This is a genomic window from Streptacidiphilus sp. PB12-B1b (genome assembly GCF_014084125.1).
GTDB lineage: Bacteria > Actinomycetota > Actinomycetes > Streptomycetales > Streptomycetaceae > Streptacidiphilus.
The window spans coordinates 5,491,859-5,507,533 of sequence record NZ_CP048405.1 but is presented as its reverse complement, the minus strand read 5'-3'; the positions used below and the strand labels follow the sequence as shown (position 1 = coordinate 5,507,533).

Sequence of the window (15,675 nt, the reverse complement as noted above, 5' to 3'; positions counted from 1 at the left end):
CTCCCGTCGGATCGCTCTCGCCGGCTCAGCGGTAGGCGCGGGCCTGGAGCCGGTACAGCTCCGAGTACAGGCCCCCGCCGTCCGCCATGAGCAGGTCGTGAGTGCCCTGCTCGACCACCCGGCCCTCGGCCAGGACGATGATGAGATCGGCCATGCGGACGGTGGAGAAGCGGTGGGAGACCAGCAGGGTGATCCGTCCGTCGGCCCGGCCCCGGCGGGACTCGACCTCCAACTGCTCGAACAGGGCGTGCTCGGCCTGCGGGTCGAGTGAGGCGGCCGGCTCGTCCCAGACCGCCAGCAGCGGTGAGGGCCGGAGCATCCCCCTGGCCACCGCCAGCCGCTGCCACTGACCGCCGGACAGGTCCACGCCGCCCTCCCAGGAGGTACCGAGCGAGGTGTCGGGCCCCTGCGGGAGGGCCTGGACGAAGTCGGCACCGGCCTTGTCCAGGGCGGCGCTCACAGCGTCCCGGTCGTCCATCCGGGTGAGGTCGCCGACACCCACGTTCTCGCGGACGGACACTTCGAGGCGGGCGTGGTCCTGGAACCCGGCGGTGAGCCGACGGCGGTAGCCGTCGACGTCGAGGGCGGACAGGTCGGCGCCGTCGACCAGGATGCGGCCGCTGGTCACCGGGTACATCGCAGTGAGCAGTTTGACCAGAGTGGTCTTGCCCGCGCCGTTCTCGCCGACCAGGGCGACGACGGCGCCGGCCGGCAGCAACAGGCTGACCTCGGCGAGGGCGGGTCGCTCGGCGCCCGCGTAGGTGAAGCTGACCCGGTCGAGCTGGATACCGCGTTCCAGCCGCGCGGGCGGCGCGATGTGCTCGGCCCTCCCGACCGGCGAGGCCTGGCCCTGGAGCCAGCGGTAGTGGTCGGCCACGGTACGCACCCGCAGCGCCGAGCCGGTCAGGTCGGCGAGCCGCCCGCAGGCGCTGACCACGGCCGCCGCCAGGCCGAGGGTCAGGGCCACCTGACCGGGAGTGGCGTGTCCGTCGGCCGCCTGGCGCAGCAACAGCAGCAGGGCGCCCACATAGGCGGCGGCGAAGAGCAGCCAGCTGCCGGCCGTGGCCACGGTGGAGCGCAGCAGGGCCGCCTCGGTGGCGCGGTGCACCGCCCCGGTCGCCCGGCGGTGCCGCCGGGTCAGCTCGTCCCGCAGCCCGTACAGGAGCAGCTCCTTGCCGGAGGCGGAGGTCGTCGCCAGGGTGAACAGGTGCTGGGCCGTGCGGCGGTCGGCGGCGGTGCGCAGCTCGGCGGCGCTCTTGAGGGCCTCCGCCCGGCGGCTGAGCCAGGTGGCCGGCAGGGCGATCACCGGCACCAGCGCCAGAACCGGTTGCAGGCGCCCCAGCAGCACCGCGGTGAGGACGAGTTGGGCCGTCACCACGGGGGCCACGAGGCCGAGGGCCATGCCGTTGGCCAAGTCCTCGGAGCCGCGTTTGAGCAGTTCCAGCCGGTCCCGGAACTCGGCCCGCTCGAAGTGCTCCAGCCCGGGCGCCCCCGCCGACAGGTCCAGCAGGCGGCGCTGGACCACCATGTGCGAGCGCTCCCGCATCCGGATGGTGGCCCAGCGGTAGCCGACCGGGGAGAGACCCGTCAGCAGCAGCGCCAGTCCGGACACCACCGCACCGGTGGCGATCTGGCCCGCATGGTGGGCGGAGGCGCCGTCGACCAGCGGTTGCAGGCCGAGCGCGAAGAGCAGCGGAGACACGAACGCGGTCGCGCTGACGACGATGTAGAGCGCGCAGACGAGCGGGCCGATCTCACGGCCGATGTCGAGGAGCAGTCGCCAGGTGCTGAGCCAGGACTTCACGGCTGGGGGACCTCCTGCTGCTCGGGGGCGGTGTCGTCGGACTCCCGGAAACGCGCGGCCTGCACGCGGAACATGTCCGCGTAGGCGCCGCCGAGGGCTGTCAGTTCGTCGTGGGTGCCCTGCTCGACGACCCTGCCGCCGTCCAGGACAGCGATGGACGACGCCTGTCGGACCGTGGAGAAGCGATGCGAGATGACGATGGTGGTCAGCCCCTCGGTCAGTTCCAGGAACTGCTCGTGGAGCCGGGCCTCGGCGCGCGCGTCCAGGTGGGCGGCGGGCTCGTCCAGGACGAGCACGCCCGCGCCGCGATCGACGGCGTACAGGGCGCGGGCGAGGGCGACCTTGTGCCACTGGCCCCCGGACAGGTCGGCTCCGTCGGGGAACTCCGCGGACAGGACGGTGTTCCAGGCAGCCGGGAGCGAGTCGATGACGTCGGCCACACCGGCAGTGGCGGCGGCCGCCCGGATGCCGTCCTCGTCGGCGGCGGAGCCGACGTGGCCGAAGGCGACGTTGTCGCGTGCCGTGAGCGCGAACCGGGTGGCGTCCTGAAAGACCGCGGCGACGCGCTGACGCCAGGCGACCGGATCGAGCACGGCCAGGTCGGCGCCGTCGACGGTGATGCGGCCGGACGTCGGCTCGTACAGCCGGCACAACAGCTTCACCAGGGTGGTCTTGCCCGCGCCGTTGACGCCGACCACGGCCAGCGACCGTCCGGCCGGGACCACCAGATCCAGGTCCTGGAGCGCCGCGCCCGAAGAGCCGGGGTAGCGGAAGGACACCCCCTGGAAGCGGATCTCCTTGCCGGGCAGGCCGTCCGCCGGCAGGCCGGCGCCGGTCGTCGTCGAGGAACCGGCTTCGCGGACTACGGCCACGGCCTCGCCGTAGCGGACCAGGGTGGCCAGAGCCAGTTCGGTCTGCAGGCCCGTCCAAGAGGCCTGCTGGACACCGGCGACCCCGACCGCCAGGGCTTGGGCGAGGACGGCGGCCGATCCGGCACTGAGTCGTCCGGCCGCGGCGTCGGCGGCGACCCAGCCCAGCCCGGCGAGCACGACGCAGGCCAGCGCCGCGGTGGCGGACAGCGGCCGGATCGGCAGCGGCGTCAGCACCTGATCCATCGACCGCCGCCAGGTGTCGGTGAACCGGTCGTGCAGGAAGCCGGAGAGCCCGAACACCCGGACCTCCTTGGCGGCGGGCGGTGTCGCCCCCAACTCGTAGAAGTAGTCCAGGCGCCGGGCTGCCTCGCTGCTGCCGTAGTGGTGCGCCGCCTCCACCCGGGAGGCGGCCTTCTCCTCGTGCGCGGCCCAGAGGCCGACCATCAGGAACGCCGCCCCCAGCAGCAGATGGAAGCGGGCCAGCAGCAGGCATGAGCCGAGCAGCATGACCTGTCCGGTCGCCAGCCCGCTGATGGTCGCGGCGAGCCGCCCGGGCCGTCCCCAGGAGCCGCGAAAGGTCTCCCTGCCGACGTTGACCAGGTCGAGCGTCTTCGGCTGCTCCAGATGCGCGATGCTCTGTGGCGCCATCACCGCGTCCATCAGATCCCGTTGCAGTGCGGCGTCGATCCGATCGCCGAGGGCGGTGGCCGTCGCCGTCCTCAGTGATCCCGCGATCCACAGCAGCAGCAGGCAGAGGCCGGCCACGACCGCCCACCACAGGGCGGCCCGCCCGGCGGACGAGCCGAGGCCGTGCGCGGTCAGCGCCGGCACATGACCGATCACTCCGCCGACGGCGGCCGCCACGACCAGCGGGGCCCCGGCGGAGACCAGGGCACAAACCGCGCACAGCGCGCACAGCGCGGGACCGGCCCGCAGGGCCACCCGGAGGAACTGCCGGTACCCGCCCGGGGGATCTCGCACCTCGGGGGGCTCACCCGGCCGGGCTCCTGGTGGTCGGCGGTCTTCGGGTCCATGGTCTGGCCTCTCCAGCTCTCGGCGCGTCTCCACTGGCCGCGTGTTCGCGGTGCGGAACAACAACCGACCTTTGGTGATGGGGACTTGGGCACCGGACATCCTGTGGGACCCGGGAGTGAGGCGCAAGCAGGACGTTTCGGCAGCCCGGCGGCGCGTGCGGCGCTATTGAACACCGGACCCCATGGGCGAGAGTGAGGCGTGCTTCTCCGCCGGCCTCCGGCCGATGACCGGTCCGAATCCGAAAGGCATCCGCGTGCTGATTGCAATCGACGGGATCTACTCCGTGGGCAAGTCGACTCTGATCGACGGGATTCTGCCGAGGCTCGGGGCGCTCACCGGGCGTCCGGTCTCCATGACCGACTGGAACTCGTCCGACCTCGTCGGCGCGCACATCCCGGAGTGGAAGCGCGACGGCCGACTGGGTCCGCACTCGCTGCTTTTCGCGGAGGCCGCGGACCTGGCCCATCGCTGCGAGACCTCACTGGGGGCAGATCTGGACCGCGGCGGAGTCGTGCTCGCCGACCGCCACGTAGCGTCGGGAATCGCCCGCTCGGTCATCCGCGGAGTCGAACCGGCGCTGGCGTCAAGGGTGTTCGACTTCGCTCCGAGGGAGGCGCTCACCATCCTGGTCGAGTGCCCGCCGGCAGTCACGCTGGAGCGGAGGAAGCGCCTGGGCAAGGTGCTGGGCGGGTACCACAGCGGCCGCGACTATCGACGGACGTCCGATGTCGAGGCGGACTTCCTCCGCTACCAGGGGGAGATGCAGTTGCTCTACCGCTCCTGGGCGGCGGCCCGGGGGCGGGTCCTGACGGTCGACACGGACCGGCGGAGCGCCGAAGAGTGCGTGCAGGCGGCCCTCGACGCGATCGCCGAACTGTCCGCGCGCGAGTCCGTGCTCTGACCTCGGCCCCCGGTCCGCTCAGCCGCCCCGGCGTTCCAGGGCGACCGCGATGGCCTCCCAGTGCGCGGCGCAGGCCCGGGCCATGTTGGCGAGTCTGGTCGCCTGGTGCGCCGGCACCTGCGCGACCAGGTTGATCTCCTCCCGGCGCACCGTGCGGGTCTCCAGCCAGCGGATGAGCGCACGTCCCTCATCGCTGTACCGAAGGGCGGGATCCTTGCGGAGCGAGTCCAGGACGATGGCGAAGTCGACCAGCTCTGACGAGGGGCCGGGCTCCGCCGGTCGGGGCTCGGCCTCCGCCGCGGCCGCCCGGCTCCCCGGAATCGGGCTCTCCCCCTTGCTCAGCCTCTCCCGCACGTCCCGCGCGGTTCCGACCGAGATGCCGGACTCCCTGGCTATCTCCCGCAGTGAGGCGTCCGGGTTCTGGGCCAGTACCTCGCGGGCCCTCAGTCGGCCCTCGACGACGCTCAGCGGGCGGACCCGCCCGTCCCTCCCGATCCTGACCGTGGGCTGGGTCTCGGCTGCTCCGTCGTCCCGGCGGAGCATGCCCACCGTCTTGGAGGACAGCCCGGTCTTGGTTGCGATCGCCTGGTTCGACCACTCCGGATAGCTGCGGAGGATCCTCTTGGCGGACTCCTTCCGCTCCGCGAGAGTCAGCGGCAGGCCGTGCCGGACGTTCGCCTCGACGGCCAGGACGAACGACTCCTTCTCGGAGCCGTCGAAGTAGACCACGTCGATGGTCTCGCGGTTCCTGAGCCGGGCCGCGTGCAGACGGTGCATACCGTCGATTACCCGCATGGTCGGGCCGTGCACGATGATCGGGGGCAGGTCGTCCTCGACGTCGAGCAGGGTGGAGAGGTGCCTCTCGTCGAGCCCCCCGAGCCTCGGCGACTCGGCGTCCAGCAGTCGGTCGAGCGGTACGCGCGTGACGCGCCCGCGAGTCGGTTCGAAGGACGGCGCCGGAACGTTCGACCAGGGCGTGGATAAATTTCTGGGGTCACGTTCGGCCGGCTCGGTTCTGGTATCGGAGAAAAACCCGTTGTCCCAGCTGTCGTGGAGTTCGTAGACGGACCTGGGCGCGTCTTTTTCAGGCATGACTGAATCGACATCCAAAATGACTTACCCCCCGTGCTGTGTTCAGTACCGGCATTCAGCTAATACCTGTCCATGTCAACTGTCAACCCATTAAAGGATCGGTGCGCCGCCAATGCAGGGCCCGAGCGGAATGCCTGGAATCTACGTTTCGTGATCGATGGTTGCCCGGAGTGGGACGGCCGTCGCCGGAGCCGAAAGGTCAGCCGACCAGGTCGGCCGGGCCCGGGGCCACCAGCGTCCGGTAGGGGCCGGCCGCCCTGGACAGCTCTTGCGGCGCGCCGCACTGGACCATCCGGCCGCTGTCCAGGACGACCACCTGATCGGCGCTTCGAACGGCGGTCAGCCGGTGGGCGACCACTATCAGCGTCATCCCCAGACCGCTGATGAGCTCGAAGATCCGGGCTTCGAGAACCGGGTCCAGCGCACTGGTCGCTTCGTCCATGATGAGGATCTTCGGTCGCCTGACCAGGGCCCGGGCCAGGATGATCCGCTGGCGCTGGCCGCCGGAGACCCCGCCGCCGCCGGAGCCGAGCAGCGTGGCGTACCCCATCGGCATACGGGTCACATCATCGTGGATGCAGGCCAACCGGCCGGCCTCGATCACCTCGGCCTCGGAGACGTCCGGACCGCCGAAAGCGATGTTCTCCTGGATGGAGCCGGAGAAGAGCCGGGAATCCTGGTTGATGAACGAGATGGACTGGCGGTAGCCGGAGGTGTCCACGTCCTCCAGGTCGTGCCCGTCGACGCGGACGCTCCCGGCGGTCGGGGAGTGCAGCCCGGCGAGGAGCAGCGCGCAGGACGACTTGCCCGATCCGGAGCCGCCGAGCAGGGCCGTGAAGGTGCCTTGCGGAACGCTGAAGGACACCTCGGACAGCACCCGGGTCCCTCCGGCGCCGTAGGCGAAGGACACGTCGTCCACCTCCAGTGCGCCGTGCACGCTGATGGCGCGGTCCCCGGCCCTCTTCTCCGGGGTCGCCTCGATGATGTCGCCGAGCCTCGCCAACTCGGCTCGCAGACCTGAGACTTCGAGCCCGATCTGGACCAGGTTGGCGACCGGTACCAGCAGGCCCATGGCCAGGACGCTGAAGCCGAGCACCTCACCGAGCGAGAGCGCGCCCGAGGCGACCCGGAGCGAGCCGACCAGCAGTACCACCAGCGGTGCCGCGAGCTGCAGGGCCGAACTGAGGGTCGAGGAGACCGTCAGCAGCCGACGGCTGCGCAGCCGGGTGTTCAGTTCGTCGGCGAGGCTGTGGCTCCAGCGCCGGCCGGCCGGGCCCTCGACCCCCGCCGCCTTGAGCGTGGTCATGCCCTCCAGGATCTCGGCGAGTTCGGCCCCCGCCCTGGTCCGGGCCTCGACGGCGTCGGCGCTGGCGTACTGGTGCTTGCGCCAGGAGACCAGCAGCAGGCCCACCTGGAGCAGGGCCAGCACGATCACCAGCAGGGCCAGGGTCGGATCCGCGAGCAGCAGCAGCGCCATGTAGAAAAGGATCAGGATCCCGTCGAAGACGCTGGAGAGGGCGGAGACCGAGATCACCTGCCGGATCGCCGTACTGGTCCGGACGCGTTGCACCAGCTCGCCCGGGCTGCGACTGGCGAAGTACTCGTGCGGCAGCGAGAAGAGGCGGTTGAGGATTCCCAGGGTCACGCTCTCGTCCACGGTCGCCTGGATGGCCAGGACCGAGAGCGAACGGATGAACTGCAGCGCGAAGAACGCCGCTGCCAGCGCGGTCACCGCGAGGCACAGCGCGGGTGCCCCGGCTGTCCGCCGCCCGGCGGCGACGTGGTCCACCACGTACTGCGTGGACAGGGGCATGGCCAGGTTGAACCCGAGGAGCAGCAGCGAACAGAGGACGAAGGGCGTCCAGCGGCGACCGGACGGAAAGAAGCGCCGGAGATACCGCCACGGGCTGACGGCGCCCTGCTGGGACACCACGGGCCGGGGGCTGCGGTCGGCCGGTGCGCGCAGGCCGGGGGTGATCTGCAGGGCGACCCCGGTGAAGGCCTCCCCAGCTGCTTCCAGAGCCACTCGGCGGCGCCCGAGCCTCGGATCGACGATGTGCACCCAGCGACCCTTCACCTGCTCCAGCACGACGAAGTGGGTGAAGTCCCAGAAGAGCACGGTGGCGGGCGGCAGATCCCGCAATCCGTCGAGGGTGGACCGGATTCCGCGCGCGTTGAAGCCGTAGGTGCGTGCGGCTTCCAGGAGTTGACGGGCCGATACGCCGTCGCGCCCCGTCTGCGTGGCCCGGCGCAGGTCCTTGATCGGCACGTCGAGGCCGTGGAAGGCCAGCACCATGGCCAGGGAGGCAGCGCCGCAGTCGCTGGTCTGGGCCTGCAGGCGGACCGGTACCCGCTGCCGGGAGCGCCGCTGCCACCGTCGTGCCGTCGCCCCGGTCCGCCCGCTGCCTGAGCGGTGCGACAGCCGGATCAGGCGGCCGGACCCGACGGCCGGCCCGTACTCGCGGGACGCGCCGCGGGCGGAGAGAGCCTTCCGGCGGAACCTGCCGGGCCCTCCCGACCGGCGGTCCGCGGGACCGTACTCCCCGCGGGGGGCCTCGTCATCGCTCATCGCGTCGTCCTGTCGTATGTCGTCCCGTTCGTGGAGCGGGTCTTCCCAGGCATCGTCGAACCCCCCTTTGCTGATGGAGACATTGAGGACGTATGTGCCGGTTCTCTTCGCCGGGCCGTTGTCCCAGAATTATCGGGGCACCGACAGCCAAGCTCACGGAAATCCACCAGTCAAGCGTCGCGGATGGTGGCGCACTCCGGTCCCAGGTGTTCAAAAGAGGGCCGTTGACCGGTTGACCGACGATAGTTAGAGTAGTAATTCAATTGACGAGGGGAGGGAAATATTATGACTGGAGAATTCGAGTACGAATTTGACTCGACGGACATCAGCGCGCTGTCCGACGACGAGCTCGACGACCTCTTCGGAGGCTCGGCGGCGCCGTCCGGTGTCCTGTGCCTGACGTCCTGCCTGTGATGGACCCGGGCGCCGGGTGACACGGCGGTTTCCCGGCCGTTCACCCGGCGCCCGGATATCGGGGGCGCACGCCCGGGCCGGCCCGGGCGTGCGCCCCTGCGAGCTGTGGAGCGGGACGGAGTCGTTCAGTGGGGAGTTTCGGCGTGATGCTGGATGCGGTGGTGGTGGGAGCGGGCCCGGCCGGACTGAGCGCGGCCTTGAGCCTGGGGCGGATGAGGCGGCGCTGCCTGCTGGCGGACCCGCCGGTCGAGGCCGGTCGGACCCCGGCGGGGAGGCGTATGCACGGCTACCCGACCCGGGACGGGGTGCTGGTCGAGGACTTCCGATCGCTGGCCCTCGGGGAGCTCTCGGGATATCCCGGCATCGAGGTGCGCGGGAGCGGGGTGGGCGCCGTCGCCCCGCTGGACGACGGGTTCCAAGTGACGCTGGCCGACAGGTCGACGGTGCGATCCCGCCGGCTCCTGCTCGCCACCGGCCTGCTCGACCGCCTGCCCCCGCTCGTCGGGGTGGAGGCGGTCTGGGGGCGAGGGGTGTTCAGCTGCCCCTACTGTCATGCCTGGGAGTTGAGGGGCCTGCCCCTGGCCGTGCTGGGCGGCGCTGTCGGATCCGTTCGCCTGGCCGTCCATCTGCGCCGGTTCAGCGATGACGTCGTCCTGCTCACGGAGGGAAGCACGGACGCGTCGGAAGAGGCCGAGGACCTGCTCTCCCGATTCCGGATCCGGGTCGATCCGGCGGAGGTGACCCGGGTCGCGCCGGCGCCGGGCGGAGGCGTCGAGGTGCGGCTGCGCGGTGCCTGCCCGCTGCTCCTCGGTGGGCTGTTCGTGCCGCAGTGGTCGGTCCAGGGATCGGCGCTGCCCGAGGCCCTGGGCTGCGCGATCTCGGCGCAGGGCAGGGTCCGGGTGAACCAGTTCGGCCACACCAGCGTCGCGGGTGTCTATGCCGCGGGCGACATGGCGAAGATGGCAGGCGCCGAGCATGTGGCCCGGAGCGTGGCCGGCGCGGTCGCGGCCGGTGCCCAGGCCGGGTTCGGCATCGACCAGGACCTGCTGTTGACCGAGGCTGCCCCGGCGGCGCCCGCCACCGCGGTACGTGCCGAGGGGGCGCGGTGACGGCGACCCGGGCCGGGCGGGTGGATCCGGTCCGCCTGGGGTTCGCCCAGCAGGCCCATCTGCTCGGTTTGGCCGCTCGGGCCGGTTCGCGGACCCCGGTGTACTTCTCCTACGAGATCCGGGGGGACCTGGACCCGACGGTGTTCGTGCGGGCGGTACGGCAGTTGGTGGTCCGGCACGACGCGCTGCGCCTGGAGTTGGCGCCCGTGGACGGCGGCGCGCACGGCCAGCGGGACCGGGGTGTTCCCGAGGGCCCGCTGGTGCGGCTCCAGGCGGTGCGATCCAACTCGCCCGACCAGTTCCACCGGTTTGTCACCAGGACGCTGGCGAACGACGCACTCGGCGAGTGGCGGCTCGATCACGACCGCCCCTTTCGGTTCCGGTTGATTCGCTTCTCCGGCACCCGCCACGCCTTCCTGGCCAGCTTCTCGCACCTGGCTGTGGACGGGCGCTCGTGCGCGATCCTCATGCGGGACCTGTGGAGTGCCTACGCGGAGCTTCTCGCCGCCCGACCGTCATCCGCCGTCCCCGGCCCCACCGCCTCCACGCCTTTCCTGGACGCGGTCGAGGGCCAGTGGCAACGGTTCGGCAGCCGGGCAGTGGCGGGCAACGCCGACTACTGGCGCAGACGGATCGCCTCCATGCCGAACGGGTGCGACTTCGTGACCGCGTCCGCCGCGGGACCACCCGCGGAGGGGACCGCCGGCGCCGCGCTCCGGCAGATCCAGTTGTCCGGCGACGACCTCAGCAGGTTCAGGGACGACTGTGACTCTCGTGGACGCACCACTTTCCAGGCGGTCCTGGCGATCTTTGCCGAGGTGGTGTTCGGGCTGACCCGGCAGAACCGTATCGCCGTCCACGTCCCTGTGGACACCCGGCTGCGCTCCGAGCAGGACATCGTTGGCATGTTTGCCATCAACCTGCCGGTGGTCCTCGACCGACCGTCGGCCGAGGGCGGCTCCCTGCTGCACAGCTCCGCGGCCGAACTGCTCAACGCCGTCTCACGACGCCATGTGGACGGGCGGGCGCTGGTGGCGTCGCAGCAGGAACTCTCCCGAGGGCCCGGCACAGGGTTCGTCAGATCCCTGGCACTGAGTTACGCGAGCTACTTCGAGGAGGGGGTGGAGGGAACCCTCCCGCTCGTTCTGCTGCCCGGCGCCTACCAGTTGGACCTGGCGCCCTCGACCCCGGGCATCGACGTCCGAGTGGACGAGCAGGCGAGCGCGATCGTGCTGTCGGTGGTTGCGAATTCCGGAGTGTTCGGCCAGGGAGACCTCGACGGCATCATGGACTCCGTCGAGCGCGCCCTGCGGTGCGGGTGGGTCAGAAGAACCCCGGGGTCTCCGTCAGCGAGGTGATCGACGGGACGTCCGAGGCCGCCGGCCCTCGGCAGAGCGCCCGCCTCGCCCTGTCCCGTGGTCCGCCGCAGGGCGATCGCGGCAAGCAGTATGCCCCGGCGGGAGAGCCAGCGGCCGTCGAACCCCTCGATGCGTTCCCCGTCGGCGGTGGGGCCCGGGACGAGCAGTCGCGCGGAGAAGGTTCCGGAGCCGGGGTCGATGCGGATGACCGCCTCGGTGAAGTCGAGTTCGCACTTGGCGAGCGGGAACCAGACCTTGAACACCGCCTCTTTGGCGCTGAACAGCAGCCGGTCCCAGCAGACCTCGGGAGAGGACTGCGTCAACGCGTGCACTCGCGCTCGCTCCTGGGGAAGCGAGATGAACTCCAGCAGATCCTCTGCCAGAGGGAGGTTGGGTTCGGCGTCGATGCCGATCCCCACGAACGCGGAGGAGCGGCCGACGGCGGCGGCCCGGAACCCGGGACAGTGGGTCAGGCTGCCGACGATGCCGCCGGGCCACAGCGGTTCGCCGCGCACGCCCGACAGCACAGGCGCCGGCGGTACGCCCAGTTCGCTCATGGCGCGGCGCGCACACATGCGGACGCTCGCGTATTCCTGTCGACGCTTCGGCCGGGCACTCGCGATGGCGGCGGCCTCCTGCGGGTACAGGGCGGTCAGCGCCGCGTCGTAATCAGCGAACGTGCTGCCCGTGCCGACGGGCGAGGGCAATATCTCATCGATCACAACAACACCGCACGTTCGCGCCGCTCACAGCGATCGGGCGAGTCTGAACCCGAGGTCGTCGATGGCCAGGGTCGGGTGGCTCTTGCGGCGGCACGACGCCCGGCACCCCCGGGGCTTGTCGAAGAAACCGCCGCCGCGGAAGACGCGGTACGGGCCGTAGACCCGGGGGTCGTAGACGTCCCAGCACCACTCCCAGACATTGCCGATCATGTCGTGCAGTCCCCACGCGTTCGGCTCCCGCGTCGCGATGTCGTGCACCTCGCCCCCGGAGTTCCCGCGGTACCACGCGATGTTGTCCAGCTCTCCGTAGCGGACGTCCGAGCTCCCGGCCCGGCAGGCGAACTCCCATTCCGCCTCGGACGGAAGGCGGTAGCCATCGACTGTCCAGTCGCAGACCACGTCCTCCGCGTCGCGGTTGTCGCCCATCGAGTAGCAGGGGTCGAGCCCCTCAGCCTGCGATAACAGATTGCAGAACCGGACGGCGTCCTTCCATGAGACCTCGGTCATCGGCGTCCGCGGCCCCGCGGAGCTCTCCGGCGCCTTGCCCAGCACAGCGGCGTACAGCTCGCGGGTGACCGGACACGGGGCCAGTCGGAAGGCGGCCACCTCGACCGTCCAGTCCGTCATCGTGCCCTCGTCCCGCAGCGCGATCTCTCCGGCGGGCAGGTCGATCATGTGATCGGCGGCCACCCGGCGCAGTGTTGATTCATGGCTCATCGTAGCCCTGCTCCCACACATTCGGTTCGTGTCCGTAACGTGCGAATACCGCCGGGGCACCCGCGGACGTCAGCACGGACTCCCGTCCTGTCCAGCCGGACGACGGGTGCGGCCGAGCCAGCGCTTTCCGCGGATCTTTTCAGGCCGGGCTATTGCGCTGCAACTCGACGCGGATATATCGAAAGCTTTTCCGGACCCGTGGGTCGGAGCGGGACCGCGACGTTGTTGCCGCCGCGCTCACCCTCCCGTACGGCGGCCGCCCCCGACCGGAGGCGTCAACGCCAGGACCCGGCTGACCGCATGCCGAATGGCGGGTCGGGAGCGACCTCCGACGGTCTCACCGATGTGGTTCAGCCCTGTTCGGGGCCGAGCCACACCGGCAGCGACCGCAGTCCACGCAGCGCCGTTCCCGGCTGCCAACGGAGTTCGTCCGGGTCGGCTGCCAGCCGGATGTGCGGGAACCGCTCGATGAGCCGGTCGAAGGCTATCTGTGCTTCCAGCCGGGCCAGCTGTGCTCCGACGCAGTAGTGGATGCCGTGTCCGAAGGACAGGTTGGCGCCCGCCGGACGATGGATGTCCAGGTTGCCGGCATTGGGGAACTGGGACTCGTCCCGGTTGGCCGACGTGAGGGCGACCACCACCAGTTCGCCCTCCGGTATGAGGACTCCGTCCACCTCGATCGGCTCGGTCGTGAACCGCAGCGACGACGTGTTGACCGGGCTCTCGTAGCGGAGGAACTCCTCGACCGCCCCGGGCAGCAGGGAACGGTCCGCGCGCAGCGCGGCGAACTGGTCGGGGTGGCGGAGGAGTGCGAACGCACCGTTTCCGATGAGGTTGACCGTCGTCTCGTTTCCCGCGACCAGCAGCAGGAACGCCATCGACACGAGTTCCTGGGTGTTCAGCTTGCCGTCGTCGCTGGACCGCACCAGACCGGTGAGCAGGTCGTCCGCCGGTTCGGCCCGCTTGCTCTCGACCAGCTCGTGCAGGTACCCGAGCAGCGCCATCGTGGCCTGCGCCATGCTCTCCGGATCCCCGCCGGAGAGTTGGGTGGGGACCCAACCCTGGAAGCGCGCCTGGTCGTCGGCCGGAACGCCCAGCAGCTCACAGATCACCGCCATGGGGAGCGGGTAGGCGAAGGCGCGCATCAGGTCTACCTGATCCTGGCCCTCCATCGCATCGAGGAGGTCAGTGGTGATCTGCTCGATCCGGGGACCCAGTTTCTCCACCGCCCGCTGCGTGAACACCTTGTTGACCTGCTTGCGCAACCGGGTGTGGTCCGGCGGGTCGGCGTTCATCATGTGCGCTGCCAGTTCGCTGGCGAACACCATGCCGGTCTCCCCGTCGGTGTTCCGCTGGATGACCTTCTGGCCGGCTTCGATGTTCTTGGACAGGCGATTGTCGGTCAGCACGGACTTCGCATCGTCGTAGCGTGTGACGAGCCAGACTCTGGTTCCGCCCGGTGCGATGACCTCGCGGACCGGTGCCTCGGATCGCAGGACGTCATATAACGCATGCGGGTTGTGTTCGAACTCCTTTTCGTCGATCTGGAGTGGAGCTGCGCCGTCGTGGCCGCTGGGCATGTGTCCTCCCGTGGGTCAACCGGATCTCAGCAGTGACGCGGTGCGCAATATATGAACGAGTTGCACGGGGCACCGGTGCGCGTAGTCGATCACAATCGGCTGTGGCCCGCAAGGCATCCCTGGCGCGTGGAACCGGCCTGGGGCTTTCGTGCGAGACGCCGGCCGAGAAAGCAGGGAATGCCTCTGAGCTGCATCGACAGAGTTTGCCAAGGGACTTGCGGGTGGGAGCGGGAGAGGCGGCTTTCAGACACAAAGAAGGCTGGCGACCGTCATCCGTCCACGGCCATCGTCAGCCATGGGGCAACGGTGGTCGAGCGGCCCGACGGGCTGTCCGAGTGGCATCGTGGCTCGATCAAGTTCCTTGTGTGTCCGAATCGTTGATGGTGCCCAGGATGGGGAGTGTTCGCCGACGGCGAGATTGCGGAGGGTTGCCACGGCCCGTGGTGCGGTCCCCGCGTAGACACCGCCCCGGGTCCGACGGTCGCTCACCAACCGCTCCCGCACATCCTCCACCTGCGGAAGATCGGCCTGCAGGGCTTCCAGCCGTTGCCGGGCAACCCCCTCTTCCCGGGCAGTGCAATGAGCACAAAACCCTTGCCAACCGTGTTATGTGTCCCAACCGGTCACAACCCGACCAGCCGCACGGTCCTGGGGTCCGCGACCGCTCTGAAGCGCCATTGACCCAAGAACGGACGTATGCTTACCTGTGGTCATGATGGATCTTCTGGGGAGAGTGTAAGTTGACGGATTTACTTCAGGACCGCCACGGAGTACAGGTTTTGATGTGTGATCCGGCGGGTCCCATCGTCGCCACGGAGCAGGATGCGCTTGACCTGATCGGCGCGGCACTCCTCGACGCCGAGATCGTGGCCGTACCGGCGAGTCGTCTGGACGAGAAGTTCTTCCTGCTCTGCACCCGTTTCGCCGGGGACGTCATGCAGAAGTTCGTCAACTACCGACTGCGACTGGCCGTGATCGGCGACATCTCCCGCCATCTGGAGGCCAGTGCGGCGCTGCGTGCCCTGGTCCATGAATCCAATTCGGCCAGTCATATCTGGTTCCTGCCCGACGTCGAAGCCCTCGACGCGCGCCTGGAGGCCGCAGGCGCCAAGGCGCGGGGACTGCACGCCTGACCTTTGCGCGACCTTGGGGCACAGCGGGTCGCCAGCGGGTCCCGGAGTGGGCACGGGCCGTTCGGCCCCCCGGCGCGGCGCAATCGAAACTGCGTCGGCCTGTACATCTGATCCCGGTCTCTGCTGAACGGCCGCTCGGGACGCACACCGAGCGGCAGGCGTTCACCCGGTAGCCGGGGCGGGACGCCGCGTTGGCTCCGTGTCCTGCGACATCACAGAGTTCGGTTTCGCCATGCCTGCAGATTGCCTATGGCGATGACCCCGGGCCGCAGAGGCCATGCCGTCTCCGGCGCACCTCCTGGTCTCCCGGTCCGCAACCGGGACGCCCGGAATGCGACCGGTGAAAGCGCGCGCCTCCAGAGAAATCGG

The 15,675-nt window shown here is 70.2% G+C and carries 11 protein-coding genes and 1 pseudogene; 5 read left to right on the top strand and 7 right to left on the bottom strand.

Features of this window, described 5'->3' with window-relative positions; all coding sequences use genetic code 11:
* Window positions 1-25: 25 nt before the first annotated feature.
* Window positions 26-1,804 carry an ABC transporter ATP-binding protein gene (locus GXW83_RS23815; RefSeq protein ID WP_182445092.1) on the bottom strand — a complete coding sequence of 593 codons (1,779 nt, stop codon included), beginning with the start codon at window positions 1,802-1,804 and terminating at the stop codon, window positions 26-28.
* The gene (locus GXW83_RS23810) at window positions 1,801-3,657 is read right to left on the bottom strand and encodes an ABC transporter ATP-binding protein (RefSeq protein WP_182445091.1); all 1,857 of its coding nucleotides are present in this window, start codon (window positions 3,655-3,657) and stop codon (window positions 1,801-1,803) included. Before GXW83_RS23810 ends, GXW83_RS23815 begins: the two co-directional genes overlap by 4 nt.
* 235 nt (window positions 3,658-3,892) lie before the next feature.
* On the opposite strand from GXW83_RS23810, the gene GXW83_RS23805 reads away from it, so the two are divergent.
* Window positions 3,893-4,612 carry a hypothetical protein gene (locus tag GXW83_RS23805; RefSeq protein ID WP_182445090.1) on the top strand — a complete coding sequence of 240 codons (720 nt, stop codon included), beginning with the start codon at window positions 3,893-3,895 and terminating at the stop codon, window positions 4,610-4,612.
* 18 nt (window positions 4,613-4,630) lie between these two features.
* Here GXW83_RS23805 and GXW83_RS23800 read toward each other — a convergent pair whose 3' ends face one another.
* Both GXW83_RS23800 and GXW83_RS23795 read right to left on the bottom strand, forming a co-directional pair.
* Window positions 4,631-5,704 carry a ParB N-terminal domain-containing protein gene (locus GXW83_RS23800; protein ID WP_182445089.1) on the bottom strand — a complete coding sequence of 358 codons (1,074 nt, stop codon included), beginning with the start codon at window positions 5,702-5,704 and terminating at the stop codon, window positions 4,631-4,633.
* Window positions 5,705-5,903: 199 nt separating this feature from the next.
* Entirely contained in the window at window positions 5,904-8,273 is a 2,370-nt protein-coding gene (locus GXW83_RS23795) for a peptidase domain-containing ABC transporter (protein ID WP_182445088.1), read from the bottom strand.
* Between the two features lie 285 nt (window positions 8,274-8,558).
* Between GXW83_RS23795 and GXW83_RS34925 the strand changes: the two genes are divergently transcribed.
* The 3 genes and pseudogenes from GXW83_RS34925 to GXW83_RS23785 form a co-directional block, all read left to right on the top strand.
* A complete protein-coding gene (locus GXW83_RS34925; protein ID WP_255431322.1) occupies window positions 8,559-8,687 on the top strand; it encodes a hypothetical protein in 129 nt (42 codons plus the stop codon).
* Window positions 8,688-8,833: 146 nt separating this feature from the next.
* Complete coding sequence (locus tag GXW83_RS23790; protein ID WP_225447537.1) at window positions 8,834-9,796, top strand: NAD(P)/FAD-dependent oxidoreductase; 963 nt, start codon at window positions 8,834-8,836, stop codon at window positions 9,794-9,796.
* Window positions 9,793-10,818 (top strand): annotated as a pseudogene (locus tag GXW83_RS23785) (condensation domain-containing protein); the annotation flags it as partial. The gene GXW83_RS23790 and the pseudogene GXW83_RS23785, both read left to right, overlap by 4 nt.
* 137 nt (window positions 10,819-10,955) lie before the next feature.
* Here GXW83_RS23785 and GXW83_RS35415 read toward each other — a convergent pair.
* The 3 genes from GXW83_RS35415 to GXW83_RS23770 form a co-directional block, all read right to left on the bottom strand.
* A complete protein-coding gene (locus GXW83_RS35415) occupies window positions 10,956-11,876 on the bottom strand; it encodes a 4'-phosphopantetheinyl transferase (RefSeq protein ID WP_370466758.1) in 921 nt (306 codons plus the stop codon).
* A 24-nt stretch (window positions 11,877-11,900) separates the two neighbouring features.
* On the bottom strand, window positions 11,901-12,593 hold the full coding sequence (locus GXW83_RS23775; RefSeq protein ID WP_225447211.1) for an SUMF1/EgtB/PvdO family nonheme iron enzyme: 693 nt from the start codon (window positions 12,591-12,593) through the stop codon (window positions 11,901-11,903).
* A gap of 350 nt (window positions 12,594-12,943) precedes the next feature.
* Window positions 12,944-14,173: a cytochrome P450 gene (locus GXW83_RS23770; protein ID WP_182445085.1), complete on the bottom strand. Its 1,230-nt coding sequence runs from the start codon at window positions 14,171-14,173 to the stop codon at window positions 12,944-12,946.
* Between the two features lie 740 nt (window positions 14,174-14,913).
* On the opposite strand from GXW83_RS23770, the gene GXW83_RS23765 reads away from it, so the two are divergent.
* Window positions 14,914-15,306, top strand: coding sequence for a DUF4180 domain-containing protein (locus GXW83_RS23765; RefSeq protein WP_182445084.1), 393 nt, complete (start codon window positions 14,914-14,916; stop codon window positions 15,304-15,306).
* The last annotated feature ends 369 nt before the right edge of the window (window positions 15,307-15,675 follow it).

What these genes read in the sequence shown, in the direction of transcription:
- GXW83_RS23795 (WP_182445088.1), bottom strand. Translation starts at nt 8,273, where the DNA reads ATGAGCGATGACGAGGCCCCCCGCGGGGAGTACGGTCCCGCGGACCGC.
- GXW83_RS23805 (WP_182445090.1), top strand. Translation starts at nt 3,893, where the DNA reads ATGGGCGAGAGTGAGGCGTGCTTCTCCGCCGGCCTCCGGCCGATGACC.
- GXW83_RS34925 (WP_255431322.1), top strand. Translation starts at nt 8,559, where the DNA reads ATGACTGGAGAATTCGAGTACGAATTTGACTCGACGGACATCAGCGCG.
- GXW83_RS23770 (WP_182445085.1), bottom strand. Translation starts at nt 14,173, where the DNA reads ATGCCCAGCGGCCACGACGGCGCAGCTCCACTCCAGATCGACGAAAAG.
- GXW83_RS23775 (WP_225447211.1), bottom strand. Translation starts at nt 12,593, where the DNA reads ATGAGCCATGAATCAACACTGCGCCGGGTGGCCGCCGATCACATGATC.
- GXW83_RS23790 (WP_225447537.1), top strand. Translation starts at nt 8,834, where the DNA reads ATGCTGGATGCGGTGGTGGTGGGAGCGGGCCCGGCCGGACTGAGCGCG.
- GXW83_RS23800 (WP_182445089.1), bottom strand. Translation starts at nt 5,704, where the DNA reads ATGCCTGAAAAAGACGCGCCCAGGTCCGTCTACGAACTCCACGACAGC.